The sequence below is a fragment of the Pseudomonas protegens CHA0 genome (genome assembly GCF_000397205.1).
In the GTDB taxonomy this organism is placed as follows: domain Bacteria; phylum Pseudomonadota; class Gammaproteobacteria; order Pseudomonadales; family Pseudomonadaceae; genus Aquipseudomonas; species Aquipseudomonas protegens.
Window position 1 is genome coordinate 1,134,026 of record NC_021237.1, and the last position, 22,565, is coordinate 1,156,590.

Consider the following 22,565-nt stretch of genomic DNA (forward strand, 5'->3'; position numbering starts at 1 on the left):
GCGGACCGACGATGATGAGCACCCTGCCACCGGAGCCTGCCGAGGGGGATCACCCTGATCCGCAGGGCAGCCGTGCGCATTTTCTCCAGGTGTTCCTGTCCCAGCGTTCGCAGATGGAGGCCCTGGTCAGCCGCCGGGTCGGTTGCCGGGCCACCGCCGCCGACCTGGTGCAGGACCTGTTCCTGCGCTTCTGGCGCCGGCCCCTGGTGCAGGTCGAGGAACTCAGCACCTACCTGCTGCGTTGCGCCGGCAATATCGCCATCGACCACCTGCGCAGCGAGGGCGCGCGAGTGCGGGTCAATGAAGGCTGGCTGCCAGAGCAGCAGGACAACCAGGGCAGCGAGCCCCAGGCGGCGCTGGAAGCCGGCAACGACCTGCGGCATGTCGAAGCGGCCCTGCGCAGCCTGCCGCAGCGCACCCGGCAGATCTTCCTCCTCAACCGCATCCACGGGCGCAAGTACGCCGAGATCGCCAAGGCCATGGGCTTGTCCCAAAGCGCCGTGGAAAAACATATGATGCGCGCCCTCGAAGCCTGCAAGGCCAGCCTGCGGGAAGCCCCGGGCACGCGCACGCCAAGGAATGCACCGTGAACCACCGCACGAGTATCTGCCCGACGCCCGCTCAGGAGCAGGCCGCGCTGGCCTGGCTGAGCCTGCTCCACGATCAGCCCAGCAGTGGCGACCAGGCCACCTTCAGCCAGTGGTTGCAGGCCGACCCCGCGCATATCGAGGCCTATGCCCAGGCCCAGGTGGTGTGGGAGCTGAGCGAGCAGCCGGCGCGCACCCTGGCCGATGAAGACGCCTTTGCCCTGCACGGCCTGCTGCGTTCCATGGATGCTGCCAGGGGCCGGGCCCGGCGGCGCTGGTCGGCGGGGCTGGCGCTGGCCGCCAGTGTATTGCTGGCGGTGGCCCTGGGCGCCGGCTGGCAGCCCGGGCGCTGGGTCGATGACCTGGGGGCCGACTACGTTTCCGCGCCGGGCCAGGTGCGCACCCTGATCCTGGCCGACCAGAGCCAGGTGACCCTGGATGCCGACAGCGCCATTGCCGTGGATTTCAGCCGCGGCGAGCGGCATGTGCAGCTGCGTCGCGGCGCCGGTTTCTTCAGCGTCAGCCACACCGGCGAGCCCTTTGTGGTGGACGCGCAAGAGGGGGAGGCGCGGGTGCTGGGCACCCAGTTCGAAGTGCGCCTGCAGCCGGGCGGGGCCCAGGTCACGGTGCTGTCCGGCCGGGTGGGGGTCACGCCGGCCAAGGGCGCGGCGCAGCAGGTGCTCGGCGCCGGGCAGCAAGTGGCCTACGGACATGGCGTTGCGGCCCCGCTGCACGCTGTCGACAGTGAGGCGCAACTGGCCTGGCGCCAGGGCTGGCTGAACTATTACCACGCGCCTCTGGCCGAGGTGGTGGACGACCTGCGGCGCTATTTCCCCGGGCGTATCCTGCTGCTCAACGATGAACTGGCGGCGCGGCGCATCAGTGGCAGTTTCTCCAGCAAGGACCCGCAGGCGGTCCTCGATTCACTGCAGGCGGTGCTCGGCTTCCAGCAGCATCGGGTGCTCGGGAGATTCATCGTCCTGCGCTGAGAACCGCGTCCCAGAGCTCCCGAACATTCATCGTTATCACTCCGTTCTGTCACCAAACCGTTACATCAGACGGGGATGATCTGCGCATTCCTGAGCACATGGTCAGGATCGGCGAGGGTTGTGATTCAGCTCTCACAAGGGAGGGATGGCTGAAGCGGGAGCAAGACGATGCGCAGCTGGGATGTAGCTAAAAAGAAAAAAGCTCATATCGAGATCATTCCGATGATCGATGTGATGATGTTTCTGCTGGTGTTCTTCGTACTCATCAGCCTCAACGTGATCCCGGCCGTAGGGATCAAGACGCAGTTGCCGGTCGCCAGTACCGCGCAACAGTTGAAGCCGCAAAACAAGGCAGTGATTACCCTGGGCCTGCAAGAGCGCCTGCAACTCGATGGCCAGGACCTGGATGAAAGTGCATTGCTGGCGCAACTCAAAGTGTTGAACGACAGCAGTGAAAAGTTGGTGATCATTATCAACAGCGATCAGGGCGTGGAAGTTAAACGCCTGGTTTCGGTGATGGACTTGCTCAAGGGCAATGGCTTCTCTTCCGTCTCCATCGCTACACGCAAGTCCTGACGCCATGTTCAGCCTCTATAGAACTCGCAAGTTGCTTGCGTGCCTGCTGCCGGCTGGCCTGTTGTTGCTGGTGATCTATACCAGCCAGTTGCAGCAGTTGCAGATCAAGCCGGTGTATGACGAAAGCACCGTGGAAATCGCCCTGGTCGATGCCGCCGAACTGCTGGCGGCGGCCGAGCCACCACCGCCACCGCCTGAGCCGTTGCCCATCGAGCCCGAGCCGCCGCAGGTGGTGCCGGAGGAAGAACCGCTGGTGATCGAGCCGCCGAAACCCAAGCCGGTGGTCAAGCCCAAGCCGCCGGTGCCCAAGCCCATGGTGGCCAAGCCTGCGCCACCCAAGCCGGCCCCGGCCGTGGCCCAGAACGCCCCCACCGCGCTGCAGCCCGCAGTGGCCGCTGCGCCGAAACCGGTGGCCGCACCGGCTCCCGTACCTGCTCCGGCCACCGCGCCCGCGGCGCCCAGCAGTGCAATCAAGGAAAGTCTGTACACCGCCGCTTTGCGCAAGGAACTGGAAAAGCACAAGCAATACCCCAGCGGCCGCGAGGCCTCGCTGCAACGTCCCCAGGGCGATGTGGTGATCTGGCTGGAAGTCGATCGGGCCGGCAACGTGCTCGACAGTGGCATCGAAAACAAGGCGCCGAACATGTTGCTCAATCGCGCGGCGCAAACCAGTTTGCGCCGCGTGGAGAAAGTTTCGCCGTTTCCCTCGGACGCGTTCTCCGGCAAGAACAAGCAACGTTTTACCGCGACCTTTAGTTACAACGTGGAATAAACCCATCACCTATTAACGAAAGTTGTAAGCAAGGGATTGACCCGTGAAGATCAATAAACTTTATGCCCTGCTTCTGGCATCGGGCCTGGGCAGTTTTGCGCCACTGGTTTTGGCCGACGATACCGTGGACGTAGGTTCGGTGAACGTTGCCGGTAAACAGACCCTGGGCAACGGCCACATGATCAAGGAAGAAAGCGCCAAGGGCCGCTCCACCGTGACCAAGGAGGCCATGGATCAGATGGCCCCCACCGCCAACGCCGTGGACAAGCTCAAGTACACCCCGGGGATCAACGTTTCCAGCACCGACGCCTCGGGCCTGAGCGGCACCAACTTCACCATGCGCGGGATGAACTCCGACCAGGTCGGGCTCTCCGCCGACGGTTTCCCGATCAACGACTCGGGGGACTACAGCATCTACCCGAACCTGATGGGCGACCCGGAGAACTTCAGTGAAGTCTTCGTCACCCAGGGTTCGTCCGAAGCCGACGGCCCGCACATCGGTTCCAGCGGTGGCAACATCGGCCTGGTGACCGTGCGCCCGACCAAGGATTTCGGGGTGTTCGTCAAGCAGTCTGTGGGTTCCAACAACCTGCGCAAATCCTTTGCCCGCCTCAACACCGGCGAGCTGGGGGGCTTCAAGACCTGGGTCTCGGCGTCCCATACCGAAGGTGACAAGTGGAAGGGCAAGGGCACCTTGCGGGCCGACAAGATCGAGTGGAACACCCTGTTCGAAGACGGCAACGGCAACTCCACCAACGCCATCGTCAAATACAACCTGCAGGAAAACTACAACTACAACAGCGTCAGCAAGTCCCAGTTCCAGACCCAGGGCCGGCGCCTGGACTACTCGGAAAGCACCGTGTTCAAGAACGGCAGCGTGTCCCAGTCCTACAAGCTCAACCGCAACCCCTTCGAAAGCGTGACCGCCTCGGTGACCCAGCGCTTCCAGCTGCGCGACGACCTGAGCCTGACCTTCAACCCGTACTACGTCTGGTCCAACGGCGGCAGCTTCAGCGGCCAGACCGCCACCACCTTGTCCAGCACCTCCAGCCGGGCCGGCAACTATGACCTGAGCGGGCTGCCCAGCGGCACCTACTACCGGCCTTCGTGGACCGAGACCTGGCGCCCCGGCATGACCACCAAGCTCAAATGGGACCTTAACGAAGAGCACAGCCTGGACGTCGGCTACTGGTACGAGCGCGCCCGCCAGCGCCAGACCCAGCCCTTCATTGGCATCAAGGGCAACGGCGCTCCGGAAAACGTCTGGGGCGACTACAACGGCTCCGACCAACTGGTGGACCGCAATGGCGCGACGGTCCAGGGCCGCCACCAGTACACCGTGACCCCGGCGCAGAAACTCTGGGTGCAGGACACCTGGCAGGCGACCCCGGACCTGACCCTTACCGGGGCCCTGGCCTACCAGTACGTGGAGCGTGATGGCAACAACCTGGGCAGCCTCACCGACAAGCCGGAAAAACGCGACGCCAAGTACCACGAGTTCCTGCCCAGCTTCAACGCCAAGTACCAGGTGGACCCGAACAACCAGGCGTTCTACAACGTCACCCGCAACATGCGCACGCCGCCCAACTACGTGCTCTACAACAAGGGTGATTCCATCAGCCTGAAACCCGAGCTGAGCTGGAACCAGGAACTGGGCTGGCGCTACAGCGAGGAGAACATGGCCCTGAGCGCGACCCTGTTCTACATCACCTTCAAGGACCGGCAGATCTCCACCACCGACCTCAATGGCGACTACGTCGTGGCCAACGTCGGCGAAGTGAAGAACCGTGGCCTGGAGCTGGAGTGGAGCGGCCTCTTGCCACACAACTTCAACTACTACGCCTCGTACACCTACACCAAGTCCGAGCAGATGGATGACCTGACCAACAAGAACGTGCTGCTGCCGACGTCCGGCAAACAGCTGACCAACGTTCCGGAAAACATGTTCAACCTGAGCCTGGGCTACGACGATTCGCTCTACTACGGCAACGTGGTGGGCAAGTACGTCGGCGCCTTCTACGGCGACCTGACCAACGACGAGAAGATCTCCGGACGCACCGTGTTCGACCTCAATGCCGGTATCCACCTGCCGGTGGACAAGAAGGTGCTGAAGTCCGCGACCCTGCGCTTCTCGATGCTCAACGTGTTCGACAAGGAATACCTGGCGTCGGTACGCACCGTGTCTTTCAACTCGGTAAGGACCAATGGCCTGGCGCCAAGCACCGCCTATTACAACGTGGGTGAAGAACGCACCGCGATGGTCTCCCTGGAAGCTGCGTTCTGATTCGATTCAGGCACAAGAGGAAATGACGATGGACATGAATCTGCTGCACGACATCACCTTCTACACCATGTACGGCGCTGCCGCGATTGCCGCCTTCATCGCGGTGGAGCGGGGCATCTACTTCAGCTTCAGCCTGCGCCAGGCGAAGAAACTGGAGACCGTGCTCAACCCGAAGATGCACAGCGTCGACGATCTGCCGGCCCCGCTACGCGAGCGCAACAGCCTGCCCCTGGAAATGGTCGCCGAGCTGTTTGCCCACAAGCAGGGGCTGGCCAGCCACAAGGACCTGGAAGACCTCAGCGAGTCGATCTACATCGCCACCCGCAGCAAGCTGATGCATGGCCTGTGGCTGCTGGAAACCGTGGTTACCGCTGCGCCCTTGCTGGGCCTCTTGGGCACCATCCTGGGGATCATCGACACCTTCAAGGCCCTGGCCGAGACCGGCGTCAGCGACCCGGGCGAAGTGTCCAAGGGTATCGGCACCGCGCTGTATGCCACGGCCCTGGGGATCGCCATTGCCCTGGGCAGCATGATCTTCCACAACCACTTCCAGGACCGGGTCGAGCGCATCACCGACCACCTGAAGATCCTGCTGCTGCGCGCCGGCATGGGCACCGCGCTGAAGGCCCCGCCGGCACCCCAGGTGGTCCACGGCAGCCTGCAACCTGCCTGATGACCTGACCTGTAGCCGCTGCCGCGGGCACGGGTTGCGATCGACGGCGAAGCCGGCGCTGTTCCCAGCGCTGTTCTCTGCCTGATCGGCCTGCGCCAGCGGCTTTTTTTTCGCTGATCTACCAAGGATTTCTTTCATGTCCCGTCTTCGTCCCATGCCCCGGATGCTGGGGGCACTGACCCTGGCCCTGGTCACCCTGGCCGGTTGCAGCTCGCTGTCTGAACCGCCGCAACCGGTGGCGGTGAACATCGTCGCCATCAACGATCTGCACGGCTACCTGCAAGCCAACCCCTTCAGCTACAAGGACCCCCAGGCCCCGGGCGGCGTGCGCAAGCTTGCGGCCGGCGGCATCGCCACCCTGGGCGGCATGCTTGCCCAACTGCGCCAGCAGGACCCGCAACTGCTGTTCATCGGCGCCGGCGACCTGGTGGGAGGCAGCCCGCCGTTGTCGGCCATGTGGGCCGACGAGCCGACCCTGGACGCCCTGCGCCAGATGGGCATGAAACTCAGCGCCATCGGCAATCACGAACTGGACAACGGCAAGGCCGAGTTCCTGCGCCAGCTCAATGGCGGCTGCCAGTCGTCGCGGCCGGACAAGGCCTGCCAGTTCCGCCCGAACTACCCCGGCAGCGGCTTCCCCTACCTGGCGGCCAACCTGCTGGACAGCGACACCGGCAAGCCGTTGCTGCCGGCCTACCGCATCGAAGAGGTGCGCGGGGTCAAGGTGGCCTTTGTCGGCGCGGTGCTGCGGGACGTGGCCTCGGTGGTCAGCGCCAAGGGCATGCGCGGTTTGCAGGTGGCCGACGAAGCCGAATCCATCAACAAGCTGATCCCCGAACTCAATGCCCAGGGTGTCAACGCCATCGTCGCCGTGGTGCACCAGGGCGGCTCGACCCCGGAGCCGTTCGACAAGCAGGACTGCTCGCAGCTCGGCGGCGATATCGTCGACGTGGCCAAGCGCCTGGACCCGGCGGTGGACGTGCTGATCAGCGCCCACTCGCACCAGGGCTACCTGTGCAAGGTCGGGCCGCTGCTGGTGACCCAGGGCAATTCCTACGGCCACCTGCTGACTCACCTGACCCTGCAAGTGACCCCGGGCCAGCACCGGGTGGCGAGCATCCAGGCCCTCAACCTGCTGGCCGATCCGGCCCGTTATCCACAGGACCCGGCCCTGGCGCAGTTGCAACAGGAGGTCGAGGCCCGTAGCAACCAGGTGCTGCTCAAGCCGGTGGGGGCGATTGCCGCCTCGCCGATTGCCCGGCGTGCCGACGCGGCCGGGGAAATGCCCATCGGTGACCTGATTGCCGACGCGCATCTGGCCGGCGGCCGGGCCAACGGCGCACAGATCGCCTTCATGAACACCGGCGGCATTCGCAGCGACCTGGCCCTGGAGCCCGGGCAGACCCGGGTCAACTACGGGCAACTGGCGACGTTGCAGCCGTTCAACAACAACCTGATCGCTTTCGACCTCACGGGCCGGCAGATCGAACAGGTGCTCAACCAGCAATGGAAGGGCGCGGACGATGCCAACATCCTGCAAGTGTCCCAGGGCTTCACCTATCGCTGGGACCCCAAGCGCCCGCCGGACAGCCGTGTCGTCCCCGGCAGCGTGCGCCTCAACGGCAAGCCGCTGCAGGCCGGCGCGAACTACCGGCTGGTGATGAACGGCTTCCTGGCCGATGGCGGCGACCGCTTCAGCCTGTTCAAGAGCGGCCTGAACCGCAGCGACCTGGGGGTCAGCGACCTGGAGGCGATGCTGCACTACCTCAAGGACATGGACCAGCAGGGCAAGCCCGTGGGCTCCAGCACCAGTGCCGGGCGCATCCAGCGATCCCTGTAACGAGCGCTGTAGCCACTGCCGAGCCTGCGAGGCTGCGAAAAGGTCCGCAGGACCTTGCTTGACGGTCTCCCGTCAAACCTCCTGCGGCCTCACGAGCGCCGCGATCTTCGTCGGAGTGCCGCCCAGCCCGATCGCAGCCTGCGGCACTGGCTACAGGGGATGCATCGGGCGGGGGGCGTTTTCGCCGCCCTGAAAATATTTTCAAAAAAATGCTGAGGTCTTTGCCTGCGACATACGTGTAGTGCTTGAAAGTGCGACTAATTCGCATTCATGGTGCTTTTACACACGAGTCTCCAGCATGAAGTCCAGGGCAAATTCGGCGGTAAACGGTTCGGTCAAACGGTGGTTCGGCGCTTCGGCGCTGGTGGTTTCGGGGTTGGCCCTGCTGCCCCTGAGCGTGGCATTGGCGGCCCAGGCCGGCAGCGAGCAGCACAGTGCGCTGTTCAACTTCGCCATCGCGGCCAAGCCGCTACCCCAGGCCCTGAGCGATTTCACCCGGGTCACCGGGATCAGCGTGGTCTACACCGACGAGGCGCCCTACAACCTCAAGGCCCCGGCCGTCACCGGCCAGCTCAGTGCCGAGCAGGCCTTGCAGCGTCTCTTGGGCAATTCCGGTTTCACCTATCGCCGCAGCGACGCCCATACCCTGGTTCTCGAACCCCTGCCCCAAGGTGCCGGGCTGAACCTGGGGACTTCCAGCATCACCACCCAGGGCGTCGACGAAAGCACCAGCTACCAGCCGCCGGCCACCACCTCGGTGGCCCGCTCCCAGGCGCTGAACCAGGAAATCCCGCAGATCATCAACGTGATCCCGGCCCAGGTGCTGCGCGACCAGACCCCGCGCAACCTGGATGACGCCCTGAAGAACGTCAGTGGCATCACCCAGACCAACACCCTGGGCGGCACTCAGGACGCGGTGCTGCTGCGCGGCTTCGGCGACAACCGCAACGGCTCGATCATGCGCGACAGCATGCCGGTGGTGCAGGGCCGTGCCCTGAACGCCACGGCCGAGCGCGTGGAAGTGATCAAGGGCCCGTCGTCCCTGCTCTATGGCATCCAGGACCCGGGCGGGGTGATCAATATCGTCAGCAAGAAACCCGAGTTGCAGCAGTCCACGGCCCTGACCGTGCGCGGTTCGACCTACGGCTCGGGCAAGAACGGGAGCGGCGGCAGCCTGGACACCACCGGGCCGCTGGGGGATTCCGGGCTGGCCTACCGGCTGGTCGTGGACCACGAAGACGAAGACTACTGGCGCAACTTCGGCACCCACCGCGAATCCCTGGTGGCGCCGTCCCTGGCCTGGTACGGCGAGCGCACCAAGGTGCTGCTGGCCTATGAGCATCGCGAATTCCTGACCCCGTTCGACCGCGGCACGGCCATCGACCCCAAGACCAACCACCCGCTGGACATCCCGGCCACCCGGCGCCTGGACGAGCCGTTCAACAACATGGAAGGGCGTTCGGACCTGTATCGTTTCGAGGTCGATCACGAGCTCAGCGACGACTGGAAGGCCCACTTCGGCTACAGCTGGAACCGTGAAACCTACGACGCCAGCCAGGTGCGCCTGACCGCGGTGAACGCCAACGGCACCCTGACCCGGACCATGGACGGTACCAAGAATGCCCTGACCACCGACCGCTATGCCACCGTCAGCCTGGAAGGCAAGGTGCAACTGGGCGGCATGCAGCACGACCTGGTGTTCGGCCTGGACGACGAGTACCGCAAGATCTACCGCGCCGACCTGATCCGCGGCAAGAACACCAGTTTCAACTACCTCAACCCGGTGTACGGCCAGCAAGTGGCGGGGACCAACGTCAGCGCCCCGGACAGCGACCAGACCGACCTGCTGCGCAGTGACTCGCTGTTCTTCCAGGATGCCATCCACCTCACCGACCAATGGATCCTGGTGGGCGGCGGGCGTTTCCAGGAATACGACCAGTACGCGGGCAAGGGCCGGCCGTTCCACGCCAATACCGACAGCAACGGGCAGAAGTTCGTGCCCCGCGCCGGCCTGGTGTACCGCTACACCGACCAGCTGTCGTTCTACGGCAGCTACACCGAGTCGTTCAAACCCAACTCCAGCATTGCCCAGCTGGCCGGCGGCAGCGTGGTGCTGGACGGCTCCATCGCACCGGAAGAAGCCAAGTCCTGGGAACTGGGGGCTAAGCTCGACATTCCAGGGCGCATCACCGCCAGTGCGGCGTTGTTCGACATCACCAAGCGCAACGTGCTGGTGACCACCGCCACGGCCTCCGAGACTGTCACCAGCGTGGCCGGTGAAGTGCATTCCCAGGGCCTGGAGCTGGACCTGACCGGGCAGCTCACCGACCAGTGGAGCCTGATCGGCAGCTACGCCTACACCGACGCCGAAGTGACCAAGGACACCCAGTACAAGGGCAAGCAACTGCAGAACGTGGCCAAGAACACCGGCTCGCTGTCGGCGGTCTACGACTTCGGCAGCCTGATCGGCGGCGACCGCCTGCGGGTCGGCGCCGGTGCCCGTTATGTCGGTGAGCGCGCCGGGGATGCGCCCAACAGCTTCGACCTGCCGGGCTACACCGTGGCCGATGCCTTCGCCACCTACGACACCAAGGTCGAAGGGCAGAAGGTCAAGTTTCAGCTCAACGTGAAGAACCTGTTCGACAAGACCTACTACACCTCCTCGGTGAGCAAGTACTTCGTGTCCCTGGGGGATGCTCGCCAAGTGTCGCTCTCCAGCACCCTGGAGTTCTGATGAAAGCCCTGACCCTGAGTGTGCTCCTGGCGTTCTGTGGCGTGGCCCAGGCGGCTGCGCCGGCGGATGAGCGCCTGTACCACCGCGAACAGCAAGTGCAGCTGCCGGGCTCCGGCAGCAGTTGGGGCTTCATCGCCCTGGACCCGACCCGGCCCTACCTGTTCCTGGCCCGTCGGGAAAACGGCCTGAGCGTGTTCGATGTGGACAAGCAGCGCCCGGTGCGCACCCTCGAACAGTCCCGGGGCGCCAATGGTGTGGTGTTGGTACCGGAGCTGGACCGCCTGCTGGTGCTCAACACCGACGGCAGCCTGGGGGTGGTGGAGTTATCCACATTCAAGCCGCTCAAGCGCATCACCGTGACCCAGAGCAACCTCAACAGCGCGGTGTACGAGCCGCGCACCGGGCAGGTGATCATTGTCAGCGGGCGCCGGGCCGATCGTTCCACCCTGTTCGTCTTCGATCCCAAAGAAGAGCGCATCAGCGCCGCCCATGAGCTGGCGGTGAAGAAGATCGACCCGTTGCTGCTCAAGGGCGATGGCAGTTTCTTCCTGCCGATGCGCGATGAGGGCATCGTCGCGCGGTTGTCCTCCAGCAGTTTCAAGGTCCTGGACCGCTGGCAGTATCCCGACTGCCCGCGGCCCAGTGCCCTGGCCCAGGATGAACAACGGGGGCGGTTGTTCGTCGCTTGCCGTGGTGAGCGGCCAGTGCTGCTGGTGCTCGACCGCGACAACGGTGCGCTGAAGGCCAGCCTGCCGATCACCCGGGACGTCAACGCCCTGGCCTACGACCCGCAGGCCCAGCGCTTGCTGATCGCCAGCGGGGTGGACGCCAACCTCAGCGTCGTCGCCCAGCTCGATGCCGACCGCTACCAGCTCCTGGGTAGCGTCAGCACCCAGCCCATGGCCTACAACATGGCGTTCGACCCGCGTACCCGGCGGGTCTACCTGGCGGCAATGGACTTCACCCAACCGGCCGCGAGCCCGGCCGAACCCAAGCCGGACCCGCTGTTTCATGCCAATACCTTCAAGGTCCTCACCCTGGCACCCTAGTCGGCGTCAAGTGCCAGGGCCTGCGCTTGCGCTGCACAGTCAGCGCCGGCGGTCAGGCCCTGGGCCCGAACGGCCAGCAACTCTTGCCGGGCGACGGCGAAATCGGCCTGGAAGGTCGGGTCGGCGTGCAAGCGTGCCACGGTGGTCGCGCCTATTTCACGGCCTTCACGGATATCGCTGTACCAGTGCACGTTGCACACCATGCGGCTTTGCGAGTAGGCCCGGCCGCGGGCCCAGAGCGCATTGCCGTGCTCGGGGGACAGTTCGCTCAGCAACAGCGCCCAGGCCCAGCCGATTGCGCTGTGGCCCGATGGGTAGGAACCATCTGCGGCCAGTTTCGCCTCGTCTTCCGGGGTGCAGCTGGGTTGCTGGTTGTAGACGAAGGGCCGGGTGCGCTGGTAGCGCTTCTTTGCGCTGTAGGTGGCCAGCCCGGCGTCGGCCAGGGTCCGCCGCAGGACTCTGTACAGCGTAGGTGTCAGCTGTTCGCTGATCGGGGCATTCAGGGCACAGGAGAATGTCTGCGCGGTGGCAGGGAACTTCAGGTTGGCATCGCTGACGGCCAACTCCCAGCGTTTGCTGCCCCGCAAGGCCTGGTTTTTCTCGGCCATGCTCTGGTCCAGAGCGAAGGCTGGGGTCCCCACCGCAGGAGGGGGCGGCAACAGCGACAGACTGTCGGGCAGATCCTGCTGTTTCAGATAACCGATCAAGTAACCCGGTCGGAACTCCGGGACACTTTGCGCTTGCAGGGGCTGTTTCGCCGCGACCGGGTTGAACAGGCTTAAAAACAACAGGCTGGCCAAACTTTTCGATAATAGACGTTGCATGGAGATAGTACCTCTAGGCATTTGATCCGTTACATCGGTTCTGGTGGTCTGGTTACTTGATATTCCAGGTGTAGTTGAACATCAGTCGCGTATCATCAGTGTCGCGAATGAAGTTCTTGGCGTAGTTGGAGCGATAGAGCGCACTGCGCAGACGTACACTTAAGTTCTTCAGCGGGCCTTGTTGCACGACATAACGCAATTCATTATCCAGCTCCCATGACTTGCCAATTCTTTGGCTGCCGGTTATCTCGGCATGGCTGCCGGATATATAGCGGCTATTGATAGTCAGGCCCGGCAAGCCCAGGTTGGCAAAGTCATAGCCATAACGAAGTGCCCAGGAGCGCTCCTTGGCATTGGCGAAGTCACCCAGTACGGACAAGTTGATCAAGTTGGCATCGGTACCCAGGATGTTGGCATAACCGGTGTCCCCCAACATTCGCTGATAAGTCAGGCCAAGGCTGTGGCCTTTATAGGCATAGCCGAGCAACCCCTGCAGGGCGCGGTTGTCGATCTTGCCGCCTTTGGCATTGCCGTAGTCGTTCATCAGGCTCAAGCGCAGATCGCTGCTGAACGTCCCCGCTCCCCAGGGGCTCTTGTTGACCAGGGTGAAGACCTGCTGGCGGTAGATATCCTGCAGCTGGGCGACATGCACGCGAGCCAGCCATTGCTTGTGGAACCGATAGTCGAGGCCCGCCATGTCGAAGTGTTCCGCGGTGGCCCCCAGCTTCTCGAAGCGCCGGTTCAAGGGGCTCAGGGTCAGCGGTGTGTACTGCGTGGCGTTGCGCTGCAGGACCCGGCTCAGACGCCCGGCGGTAAACTCCAGGTCTTCGATTTCATTGGAGGTCAGCAGCCCGCCTTCGAACATCTGCGCAAACAGGCGGCCGTCATTGGGTCTCAGTGTCGGCAGTACCGGCGGTACCAGGGTTCCGAACTTGAACAGGGTCTTGCTGGTCTTGAGCTTGCCGGCCAGGGCCAGTTTCGAATAGTCATCCTCTGCCCGGCCATTGCGCGCCACCTTCAACAGCCCGGTGCTGGTCCGGCCAGGAGCGGAATCCAGCTTGATCCCGAGCATGCCGATGGCGTCGGCACCGACGCCGAGGCTGCCTTCGGTGAACCCCGAATCCAGGCGCAAGAGGAAACCTTGCGCCCATTCTTCACGGGTAGGGGCAGTGCCTTCGCGGTAGTCCCGATTGAAGTAGTAGTTGCGCAGTTCCAGGCGTGCGCTGCTGTCCTCGAGCAGTTCGGCTTTTACCGGAATGGCCAGTATCGAGGCACACAGCAGGGGCGAGTGTCTGACCCATTGCCGTGGCAAACTTTGTGAAAGCATTTCATCGTCCTCTGTTTTTGTTGTTTTGGAGTAAGGCGATTAACGGCTTAGTTGTTGCTGGTTTGTTCAACGACCAATGGTCGAAGGTTGGATTGCCTCAGGGGTGTGGTGAAAGTTGTGTGTCAATTGTTGTGGGCAAGAGTCTGCCGGGTATTTCAGGTAATTGGCTCCTGTGAGGGGGGTGGATATTTATGGAATGCCTGGCACTCAGGGTTCGAAGACTAAGTTGAAACTGGGCTTAAACAATAACCATCAGCTCCATGAATGAAGTGGTAAATAAAATATTAAAATAATTACCTGATTATGTTCTTGAGTGTCATATAAGAACTTGCCGGGCGTGATCTTTCTGAGAGAGATATGTAGGGGGTTTTTAATTGGCTTGTAAGAATTGTCTTATTTAAGTAAGGAACTTTAACCGTTCACTGACTCAGGCGTGTCAGCCTGGGCTTTGGCATAAGAAGGAGCATGCAGAGGCGGGTTTTGGGTAGCCCTGGCCTCAGCGCAGGAACGCCAGGCGGTAGTCTCCCGGCGTGCCCCCCAGGGCGTGCCGGAAGCGATTGCTGAAGTGGCTGGCACTGGCAAAACCACAGGCCAGTGCAATCTCGCCCAGGGGCTGGGCGGTGGTGCGCAGCAGGTGCCGGGCCCGGCTCAGGCGTCGGGCTAGCAGGTATTGGTGGGGCGGCAGGCCGAAGCTTGCACGGAACATGCGGGCGAAGTGGTATTCGGAGAGGGCGCACAACCCCGCCAGTTGGCCCAGGCTCAGGGGCGCGTCCAGCTGGCTGTCGATGTAGTCCACCAGCAGCCGTCGCTGGTGTGCGGCCAGCCCGCCCTTGAGCCGGGCCCCCTGGCGCTGGCCCACTTGATTGAGCAGGGCATGGCTGAGCATCTCGTGGGCCAGGCTGCTGGTCAGCAGGCGCTCGCCGGGTTCGTCCCAGTTCAGGCGGACCAACTGCGCAAAGCGCTGGGTCTGCTCGGGGTCGTCGAGAAAGGTGCTTTCGCGCAGTTGCAGTTCCCGGGGCTCGCGATCCAGCAGGGTGACGCAGCCCAGGGCGAACTGCTCGGGACTGAAGTACAGATGGGCCAGGCGAATATCACCGTTGATCACCCAGGCCGACTGGTGCTCGGCGGGCAGGATGCACAACTTGCCCGGGCCGCCCTTGCTGCCCGGCTGGTCGCGGCGGAAGGTGCCGGTGCCGCCGGCCAGGTAGCAGGACAGGGTGTGATGGCTGGGGGCCTCGTACTCCTGGGCGTCGTGATGGTTGCTCCACAAGGCTGCAGACAAGCCGTCACCGAGCTCGGCGCTGTGCTCCAGGCGAGCATTGGGCGAGCGGTTCAGGGCTTGGAAGACTTGCAGGGTATCCAGTGCGTGCATGGTGGGGCGTCAACATGGGTGCGGCTGCCGGTGTGCTGCATGCTACTCCGTAGCCCGTGCGCTGCCAGCCCCGGGCGGATAAAAAGCGCAAGTTTGTGCAAGCGCGCAAGGCCGGCGGGGCGTGACACTGCACCCCTGACAAAGGAGTCGCGCCATGAACCTATCGCTGTACCTGTTGACCGTGCTGATCTGGGGCACCACCTGGATCGCCCTGAAACTGCAACTGGGGGTGGTGGCGATTCCGGTGTCCATCGTCTATCGCTTCGCCCTGGCGGCCCTGGTGCTGTTCGTCCTGTTGCTGCTCAGCCGCAAGCTGCAGCCGATGAACCGTCGTGGTCACCTGATCTGCCTGGCCCAGGGGTTGTGCCTGTTCTGCATCAACTTCATGTGCTTTTTGCACGCCAGCCAGTGGATTCCCAGTGGCCTGGTAGCGGTGGTGTTTTCCACCGCGACCCTGTGGAACGCCCTGAATGCGCGAGTGTTCTTCGGCCAGAAGATCGCTCGCAACGTGCTGCTGGGCGGCGGCCTGGGGCTGCTGGGGCTGGGGCTGCTGTTCTGGCCGGAGCTGGTGGGCCACAGTGCCAGCCCGCAAACCCTGCTGGGCCTGGGCTTGGCCCTGCTGGGCACCTTGTGCTTCTCGGCGGGCAACATGCTGTCCAGCCTGCAGCAAAAAGCCGGGCTCAAGCCATTGACCACCAATGCCTGGGGCATGGCCTACGGCGCGACGATGCTGGCGGTGTATTGCCTGTTCCAGGGCATCGCCTTCGATGTGGAATGGAGCACCCGCTACATCGGCTCACTGCTGTACCTGGTGATTCCGGGCTCGGTCATCGGCTTTACCGCCTACCTGACCCTGGTGGGGCGCATGGGCCCGGAGCGCGCGGCTTACTGCACCGTGCTGTTCCCGGTAGTGGCGTTGAACGTGTCGGCCTTTGTCGAAGGCTACCAATGGACCGCCCCGGCCCTGGCCGGGCTGGTGCTGGTGATGCTGGGCAACGTCCTGGTGTTCCGCAAACCCAAGGCTGTGCCTGCCTCTGTAGCCGCTGCCGAGCTTGCGAGGCTGCGAACGGCGGCGCAGCCGTCGCAAAACCGGGCGACCTGATTCTGCCGGGCTATCGCTGAAGGTCCTGCGGACCTTTTCGCAGCCTCGCAGGCTTGGCAGCGGCTACAGGGGGGATAGGCCGTGGGTGGTCAGCCCTTCCACACCTGCGGGTTGACCAGGTCCTGCGGCCGCTCACCCAGCAGGGCACTGCGCAGGTTGCTCATGGCGCGCGCGGCCATGGCGTCGCGGGTTTCATGGGTGGCCGAGCCAATGTGCGGCAAGGTCACTGCGTTCTTCAGCTGGAACAGCGGCGACTCCGCCAGCGGTTCCTTCTCGTACACATCCAGGCCGGCGCCACGGATCTGGCCCTTCTGCAAGGCTTCGATCAGCGCCGGTTCATCCACCACCGGCCCGCGGGAAATGTTCACCAGGATTGCACTGGGCTTCATCAGCGCCAGTTCGCGGTGGCTGATCAGGTGCTTGGTCTTTTCGCTCAACGGCACCACCAGGCAGACGAAATCCGCCTCCGCCAGCAGTTGCTCCAGGCTGCGAAACTGCGCCCCCAGCTCCTGCTCCAGGGCCGCCTTGCGGCTGTTGCCGCTGTAGAGGATCGGCATGCCGAAGCCCAGGCGCCCACGGCGGGCGATGGCCGCGCCAATGTTGCCCATGCCGACGATGCCCAGGGTCTTGCCGTGCACGTCGCAGCCGAACAGCGCCGGGCCGACGCTGGCCTGCCATTGCCCGGCCTTGGTCCAGGCATCCAGCTCGGCCACTCGGCGGGCGCTGCTCATGAGCAGGGCGAAGGCCAGGTCGGCGGTGCTTTCGGTGAGCACGTCCGGGGTGTTGGTGAGCATCAGCCCGCGTTCGTTGAAGTAGGCCAGGTCGTAGTTGTCGTAGCCCACCGAGATGCTCGACACCACTTCCAGGCGCGCGGCGTTTTCCAACTGCGCACGGCCCAGCTTGCGGCCGACACCGATCAGGCCGTGGGCCTGGGGCAGGGCTTCATTGAATTGCGCGGCGACGTCCCCGTGCTTGGGGTTGGGCACTATGACCTCGAAATCCTGTTGCAGGCGTTCGGTCATCTCGGGGGTGATGCGGCTGAAGGCAAGTACAGTCTTTTTCATCGCGCGAAGGCTCGTCAGGCGGGGAGAATGCCAAGCAAGCTAACATTTTTGCCGCCGCCACCAAAGCACCCCGCCACGAGCCTGCATGTGTAGGAGCTGGCTTGCCAGCGAAGGCGGCATCCAGGCTTGCGCAGGATGTGCGGGCTTCTTCGCCGGCAAGTCGGCTCCTACAGGTGGATCGGTGGTCTGGGTGGGGAGCCCCGTGGTCAGGTGGCCAGGCGTGCGCCGGTCAGGCTGCCGCTCAGTTCATAGGCCGCCAGTTCCGTCTGGTGCGCGGTGAGGATCTCCGGCAGAGAGCCGCGCAGGTATTCGACCCAGGTCTTGATCTTGGCGTCCAGGTACTGGCGCGACGGGTAGATGGCGTACAGGTTCAGCTCCTGGGAGCGGTACTTGGGCATCACCCGCACCAGGGTGCCGGTGCGCAAACCCTCTATAGCCGCATATACCGGCAACACCCCGACCCCCATGCCGCTGATGATCGCAGTCTTCATGGCATCGGCGGAGTTCACCAGGAACGGCGAGCTGTTGATGGTGACCATTTCCTGGCCTTCCGGGCCGTCGAAGGTCCACTTCTCCAGGGGAATCACCGGGCTCACCAGGCGCAGGCAGGCATGGTTCAGCAGATCGCTGGGCTTTTGCGGGCAGCCGTTGGCTTTCACATAGGCCGGCGAGGCGCAGACGATGCTGTAGGTCATCCCCAGGCGCTGGGAGACGAACCCCGAATCCGGCAGCTCCCGGGCCAGGACGATGGACACGTCGTAGCCCTCGTCCAGGAGGTCCGGCACACGGTTGGCCATGGTCAGGTCGAAGGTCACGTCCGGGTGGGTCTTGCGGTAGCGGGCGATGGCGTCGATCACGAAGTGCTGGCCGATGCCGGTCATGGTGTGCACTTTCAACTGCCCGGCGGGGCGGGCGTGGGCGTCGCTGGCCTCGGCCTCGGCTTCTTCGACATAGGCCAGGATCTGCTCGCAGCGCAGCAGGTAGCGCTTGCCGGCCTCGGTCAGGGCGATGCGGCGAGTCGTGCGGTTGAGCAGGCGGGTTTGCAGGTGCGCCTCTAGATTGGAGACGGCGCGCGAGACGTTGGCGGTGGTGGTGTCCAGCTGCACCGCGGCGGCCGTGAAACTACCGGCTTCGGCAACACAACTGAAGGCGCGCATGTTTTGCAAGGTGTCCATGGGGTGCTCTCAAGGGAGATTGCAAATTGTGACACGAAGTTTCTGTTTTTACAGGCGTACAGGGATACGACCAAGGGATTATCGCGTTTACGGTAACAAAGATTCACAGGAATCCCAGCTTATCGCCGCAACGACCGCCCCCTAGAATTGCGCCGATCCCTAGGAGCCGGCAGGCCGGCGATCCGCGCAACGCGGTGTAGCAGGCGTATCGCTGCGCCGGCAAGCCAGCTCCTACGAGAGAAATACTCCCCCCCGATCTCAGGAATTCGCAGCAGTGCCGCGTCGCATCAGCAGAGGGTTCAAGACCCTCAGTGTTTGGGCTTTATCGTTAGCAATCAGCGGCTGCATCGGAACCGGAGGCATTGCCCCACAGGGCAAGACACTTCCCGCTAATACATTGGCCACGGATGAGGCGATAAAGAGCGCCGCGCAGGACGCCCACTGGCCCAGCGCCCAGTGGTGGCAGGCCTATGGCGACCCGCAACTGGACCGCTGGATCAGCCTTGCGGTGCAAGGCAGCCCGAGCCTGGCCATGGCCGCCGCCCGGGTCCGCCAGGCCAAGGCCCTGGCCGGCATCGCCGAGTCGGCCGAGTCGCTGCAGATCAAGGGTGACGCCACCCTCAAGCGCCACAACTGGCCCACCGATCAGTTCTACGGCCCCGGCGCCCTGTCCAACAGCACCACCTGGGACAACAACGCCGCCCTGGGCTTGAGTTATGCCCTGGACCTCTGGGGCCGGGAAAGCAACAGCACCGAGCGTGCCGTGGACCTGGCCCACATGAGCGTGGCCGAAGCCCGTCAGGCCCAGCTGGAACTGGTGAACAATGTGGTGCGCAGCTATATCCAGCTGTCCCTGCACTTCGCCCAGCGCGATATCGTCGCGGCCACCCTCAAGCAGCAGCAACAGATCCTCGAACTGGCGCAACGGCGCCTGGACGGCGGCATCGGCACCCATTTCGAAGTCAGCCAGGCCGAGGCGCCGCTGCCGGAAACCCATCGCCAACTGGACGCCCTGGACGAAGAAATCGCCCTGACCCGCAACCAATTGGCGGCCCTGGCCGGCAAGGGCCCGGGGGAGGGGGCGCAACTGCAGCGGCCAAGCCTGTCCCTGGGCGCCGCGCTGAAACTGCCCTCGGCCCTGCCCGCCGAACTGCTGGGGCAGCGCCCGGACGTGGTCGCCAGCCGCTGGCAAGTGGCGGCCCAGGCTCGCGGTATCGATGTGGCTCACGCCGGCTTCTACCCCAACGTCGACCTGGTGGGCAGCATCGGCTTCATGGCCACCGGCGGTGGGGCCCTGGAGTTCCTCACCGGCAAGAAGCTCAACTACAACGTCGGCCCGGCCATCAGCCTGCCGATCTTCGACGGCGGGCGCCTGCGCTCGGAGCTGGGTGAAGCCTCGGCCGGCTACGACATGGCCGTGGCCAGGTACAACCAGACCCTGGTGGATGCACTGAAAAGCATCTCCGACCAGTTGATCCGCCGCGAGTCCATGGACAAGCAGCAAGCCTTCGCCGCCGAGTCGGTGGCCGCTGCGCAGAAGACCTACGACATCGCCACCGTGGCCTTCCAGCGCGGCCTGACCGACTACCTGAATGTGCTCAACGCCCAGAGCCTGCTGTTCCATCAGCAACAGGTGCAGCAGCAGGTGCAGGCCGCACGCCTGACGGTCCAGGCGGACCTGGTCACGGCCCTGGGCGGCGGGCTTGAAGCCGGCCGCGACGTTCCCGCGCAAGACCGCCTTGAGGCACCCAAGACCCCCGCGGCCCTGGCCGTGTTCGACCATTGAAGCAGGCACCCATGACTTCCTTGCCCGCACCTTTGCGCTGGCTGTACTCCCTTGAATGGCGCCGGGGTTTCTTCGACTGGGCGCGCAGCGACGGCGTGACCTGGGTCTATATCTTCAAGGTCCTGGCCGCCGCGTTCCTCACCCTGTGGCTGGCCATGCGCCTGGAGTTGCCGCAACCGCGCACGGCGATGATCACCGTGTTCATCGTCATGCAGCCGCAGAGCGGCCAGGTGTTCGCCAAGAGCTTCTACCGCTTTCTCGGCACCCTGGCCGGCTCGGCGGTGATGGTGGCGCTGATCGCCCTGTTCGCCCAGAACACCGAGCTGTTCCTCGGCTCGCTGGCGATCTGGGTCGGCATCTGCTCGGCCGGCGCGGCGCGCTACCGCAACTTTCGCGCCTATGGTTTCGTCCTCGCCGGCTACACCGCGGCCATGGTCGGCCTGCCGGCCCTGGCCCATCCGGAAGGGGCCTTCATGGCCGCGGTGTGGCGGGTACTGGAGATCTCCCTGGGGATTCTCTGCTCGACCCTGGTCAGCGCCGCGATCCTGCCACAGACCGCCAGCGCCGCCATGCGCAACGCCCTGTACCAGCGCTTCGGGGTGTTCGCCCTGTTCGTTACCGACGGCCTGCGCGGGCGCAGCCAGCGCGACAGCTTCGAAAGCAGCAACGTGCGCTTCATCGCCGAGGCCGTGGGCCTGGAAGGGCTGCGCAGCGTCACCGTGTTCGAAGACCCGCACATGCGTCGGCGCAACGGCCGCCTGAGCCGTCTGAACAGCGAGTTCATGGGCATCACCACGCGCTTCAACGCCCTGCACCAGTTGCTCGAACGCCTGCGCAGCAGCGGCGCCGATCACGTGGTGGCGGCGATCAAGCCCGGCCTGCAGGACCTGGCGGAACTGCTGGACGGCTTCTCCGGCCGTGCCCTGACCAGCCCCGATGCGGCGCGCCTGGCCACGGCCCTGGCGGCCTACAAGGCCGAACTGCCGGCGCGGGTGCGCAGCCTGCGCACGGCCTTCCAGGAGAGCGGCCCGAGCGACGCCGAGCAGCTGGATTTCCACACCGCCTACGAGCTGCTCTACCGCTTTGTCGACGAGATGCACAGCTACGCCCAGACCCACGCGTCCCTGGCCGACCACAGCCACGAGCGCGAGCGCTGGGACGAGCCCTACACCCCGCAGACCAACTGGCTGGCCTGCGCCGCCTCGGGCATCCGCGCGGCCTTCGTGCTGGTGGTGCTGGGCAGCTACTGGGTGGCCACGGCCTGGCCCAGCGGCGCCACCATGACCCTGATCGCCGCCGCCACCATCGGCCTCTCGGCGGCTACGCCGAACCCCAAGCGCATGGCGTTCCAGATGGCCTGCGGGACTTTCATCGGCGCCCTGGTGGGCTTCGTCGAAATGTTCTTCGTGTTCCCCTGGATCGACGGCTTCCCGCTGCTGTGCCTGATGCTGGCGCCGGTGATCGTGCTCGGTTCGTTCCTCGCGTCCAGGCCCAAGTACGCCGGGGTCGGCCTGGGTTTGCTGATCTTCTTCAGCACCGGTTCGGTGCCGGACAACCTGACCATCTACAACCCCTACACCTTCATCAATGACTACATCGCCATGGTCATGGGCATGCTGGTCTGCGCCGCGGCCGGGGCGATCATCCTGCCGCCCAACAGCCGCTGGCTGTGGCGGCGCCTGGAGCAGGACCTGCGCGGCCAGGTGGTGTACGCCATCAGCGGCAAGCTCAAGGGCCTGGCGTCGAGCTTCGAGAGCCGTACCCGCGACCTGCTGCACCAGGCCTATGGCCTGGCGGTGGGCCAGCCCAAGGTGCAGAGCGAGCTGCTGCGCTGGATGTTCGTGGTGCTGGAAGTCGGCCACGCCATCATCGAGCTGCGCAAGGAGCAGGCGATCCTCCCGGTGCACCCGGCCTATGCCGAATCCCAGCCCTGGCGCCAGGCGATCCGGGTCATGGGCCGCTCCCTGGTGCGGCTGTTCCTGCAGCCCAGCCAGAGCAACCTGGAGCGCGGCCTGATCGCCGTGGACCACGCCATCAGCCGGGTCCAGGCCACCGACGAGCCCTTTGCTCCGCACTTCGACACCTCGGCCCTGCGCCGGGTCAAGAGCTACCTGCACTTCATCCGCACTTCACTGCTCGACCCGCAATCGCCGCTGGCGGCCTATGCCGTGGCCAAGCCGGCGGCGCCTGCACCCCAAGGACTTGACCATGCCTCGTGAAATCGCCTTCCACGGCGTTTACATGCCCACCATGACCCTGATGTTCTTCATCGCCGCGGCCCTGGCCTGGGCCCTGGACCGGTTCATTTCCGGCTATGACCTGTATCGCTTCTTCTGGCACCCGGCGCTGTTGCGCCTGAGCCTGTTCTGCTGTCTGTTCGGCGCCATGGCGCTCACTGTCTACCGTTGAGA

Annotated in this window: 18 protein-coding genes; 13 read left to right on the forward strand and 5 right to left on the reverse strand. The window is 64.4% G+C overall.

Features of this window, described 5'->3' with window-relative positions:
• The first annotated feature begins 11 nt into the window (after window positions 1-11).
• From PFLCHA0_RS05035 to PFLCHA0_RS05075, 9 genes are all read left to right on the forward strand, one after another.
• Window positions 12-590 (forward strand): RNA polymerase sigma factor, encoded by a 579-nt coding sequence (locus PFLCHA0_RS05035; protein ID WP_011059342.1) that lies wholly within the window; start codon window positions 12-14, stop codon window positions 588-590.
• A complete protein-coding gene (locus PFLCHA0_RS05040) occupies window positions 587-1,576 on the forward strand; it encodes a FecR family protein (RefSeq protein WP_015634214.1) in 990 nt (329 codons plus the stop codon). The genes PFLCHA0_RS05035 and PFLCHA0_RS05040 overlap by 4 nt, the downstream gene beginning before the upstream one ends.
• Window positions 1,577-1,744: 168 nt before the next feature.
• Entirely contained in the window at window positions 1,745-2,152 is a 408-nt protein-coding gene (locus tag PFLCHA0_RS05045; RefSeq protein ID WP_011059344.1) for an ExbD/TolR family protein, read from the forward strand.
• Window positions 2,153-2,156: 4 nt separating this feature from the next.
• Window positions 2,157-2,924, forward strand: a complete 768-nt coding sequence (locus PFLCHA0_RS05050; RefSeq protein ID WP_015634215.1) for an energy transducer TonB family protein — start codon at window positions 2,157-2,159, stop codon at window positions 2,922-2,924.
• A gap of 43 nt (window positions 2,925-2,967) precedes the next feature.
• Window positions 2,968-5,208, forward strand: a complete 2,241-nt coding sequence (locus PFLCHA0_RS05055) for a TonB-dependent receptor family protein (RefSeq protein WP_015634216.1) — start codon at window positions 2,968-2,970, stop codon at window positions 5,206-5,208.
• 28 nt (window positions 5,209-5,236) lie between these two features.
• Window positions 5,237-5,881: a MotA/TolQ/ExbB proton channel family protein gene (locus tag PFLCHA0_RS05060; protein ID WP_011059347.1), complete on the forward strand. Its 645-nt coding sequence runs from the start codon at window positions 5,237-5,239 to the stop codon at window positions 5,879-5,881.
• 136 nt (window positions 5,882-6,017) lie between these two features.
• The gene (locus PFLCHA0_RS05065; RefSeq protein ID WP_011059348.1) at window positions 6,018-7,721 is read left to right on the forward strand and encodes a bifunctional metallophosphatase/5'-nucleotidase; all 1,704 of its coding nucleotides are present in this window, start codon (window positions 6,018-6,020) and stop codon (window positions 7,719-7,721) included.
• A gap of 298 nt (window positions 7,722-8,019) precedes the next feature.
• On the forward strand, window positions 8,020-10,455 hold the full coding sequence (locus PFLCHA0_RS05070; protein ID WP_015634217.1) for a TonB-dependent siderophore receptor: 2,436 nt from the start codon (window positions 8,020-8,022) through the stop codon (window positions 10,453-10,455).
• Window positions 10,455-11,504, forward strand: a complete 1,050-nt coding sequence (locus PFLCHA0_RS05075) for a hypothetical protein (protein ID WP_015634218.1) — start codon at window positions 10,455-10,457, stop codon at window positions 11,502-11,504. The genes PFLCHA0_RS05070 and PFLCHA0_RS05075 overlap by 1 nt, the downstream gene beginning before the upstream one ends.
• Here the strand turns inward: PFLCHA0_RS05075 and PFLCHA0_RS05080 are convergent.
• The 3 genes from PFLCHA0_RS05080 to PFLCHA0_RS05090 form a co-directional block, all read right to left on the reverse strand.
• On the reverse strand, window positions 11,501-12,328 hold the full coding sequence (locus tag PFLCHA0_RS05080; protein WP_015634219.1) for an acid phosphatase: 828 nt from the start codon (window positions 12,326-12,328) through the stop codon (window positions 11,501-11,503). The genes PFLCHA0_RS05075 and PFLCHA0_RS05080 overlap by 4 nt on opposite strands.
• A 52-nt stretch (window positions 12,329-12,380) precedes the next feature.
• Window positions 12,381-13,655, reverse strand: a complete 1,275-nt coding sequence (locus tag PFLCHA0_RS05085) for an OprD family porin (RefSeq protein WP_015634220.1) — start codon at window positions 13,653-13,655, stop codon at window positions 12,381-12,383.
• A gap of 496 nt (window positions 13,656-14,151) precedes the next feature.
• Window positions 14,152-15,027 carry an AraC family transcriptional regulator gene (locus PFLCHA0_RS05090; RefSeq protein ID WP_011059353.1) on the reverse strand — a complete coding sequence of 292 codons (876 nt, stop codon included), beginning with the start codon at window positions 15,025-15,027 and terminating at the stop codon, window positions 14,152-14,154.
• 154 nt (window positions 15,028-15,181) lie between these two features.
• On the opposite strand from PFLCHA0_RS05090, the gene PFLCHA0_RS05095 reads away from it, so the two are divergent.
• Window positions 15,182-16,129 (forward strand): DMT family transporter, encoded by a 948-nt coding sequence (locus PFLCHA0_RS05095; protein WP_015634221.1) that lies wholly within the window; start codon window positions 15,182-15,184, stop codon window positions 16,127-16,129.
• A gap of 89 nt (window positions 16,130-16,218) precedes the next feature.
• Here the strand turns inward: PFLCHA0_RS05095 and PFLCHA0_RS05100 are convergent, their stop codons facing one another.
• Complete coding sequence (locus tag PFLCHA0_RS05100; RefSeq protein ID WP_015634222.1) at window positions 16,219-17,193, reverse strand: 2-hydroxyacid dehydrogenase; 975 nt, start codon at window positions 17,191-17,193, stop codon at window positions 16,219-16,221.
• A gap of 206 nt (window positions 17,194-17,399) precedes the next feature.
• Window positions 17,400-18,368, reverse strand: coding sequence for a LysR family transcriptional regulator (locus tag PFLCHA0_RS05105; protein ID WP_011059356.1), 969 nt, complete (start codon window positions 18,366-18,368; stop codon window positions 17,400-17,402).
• 274 nt (window positions 18,369-18,642) lie between these two features.
• Between PFLCHA0_RS05105 and PFLCHA0_RS05110 the strand changes: the two genes are divergently transcribed.
• The 3 genes from PFLCHA0_RS05110 to PFLCHA0_RS05120 are packed head-to-tail and all read left to right on the forward strand — an operon-like array spanning window position 18,643 to window position 22,563.
• The gene (locus tag PFLCHA0_RS05110) at window positions 18,643-20,154 is read left to right on the forward strand and encodes an efflux transporter outer membrane subunit (protein WP_015634223.1); all 1,512 of its coding nucleotides are present in this window, start codon (window positions 18,643-18,645) and stop codon (window positions 20,152-20,154) included.
• An 11-nt stretch (window positions 20,155-20,165) separates the two neighbouring features.
• Window positions 20,166-22,373 (forward strand): FUSC family protein, encoded by a 2,208-nt coding sequence (locus PFLCHA0_RS05115; RefSeq protein WP_015634224.1) that lies wholly within the window; start codon window positions 20,166-20,168, stop codon window positions 22,371-22,373.
• Entirely contained in the window at window positions 22,363-22,563 is a 201-nt protein-coding gene (locus PFLCHA0_RS05120; protein WP_007930063.1) for a DUF1656 domain-containing protein, read from the forward strand. The genes PFLCHA0_RS05115 and PFLCHA0_RS05120 overlap by 11 nt, the downstream gene beginning before the upstream one ends.
• Window positions 22,564-22,565 lie beyond the last annotated feature (2 nt).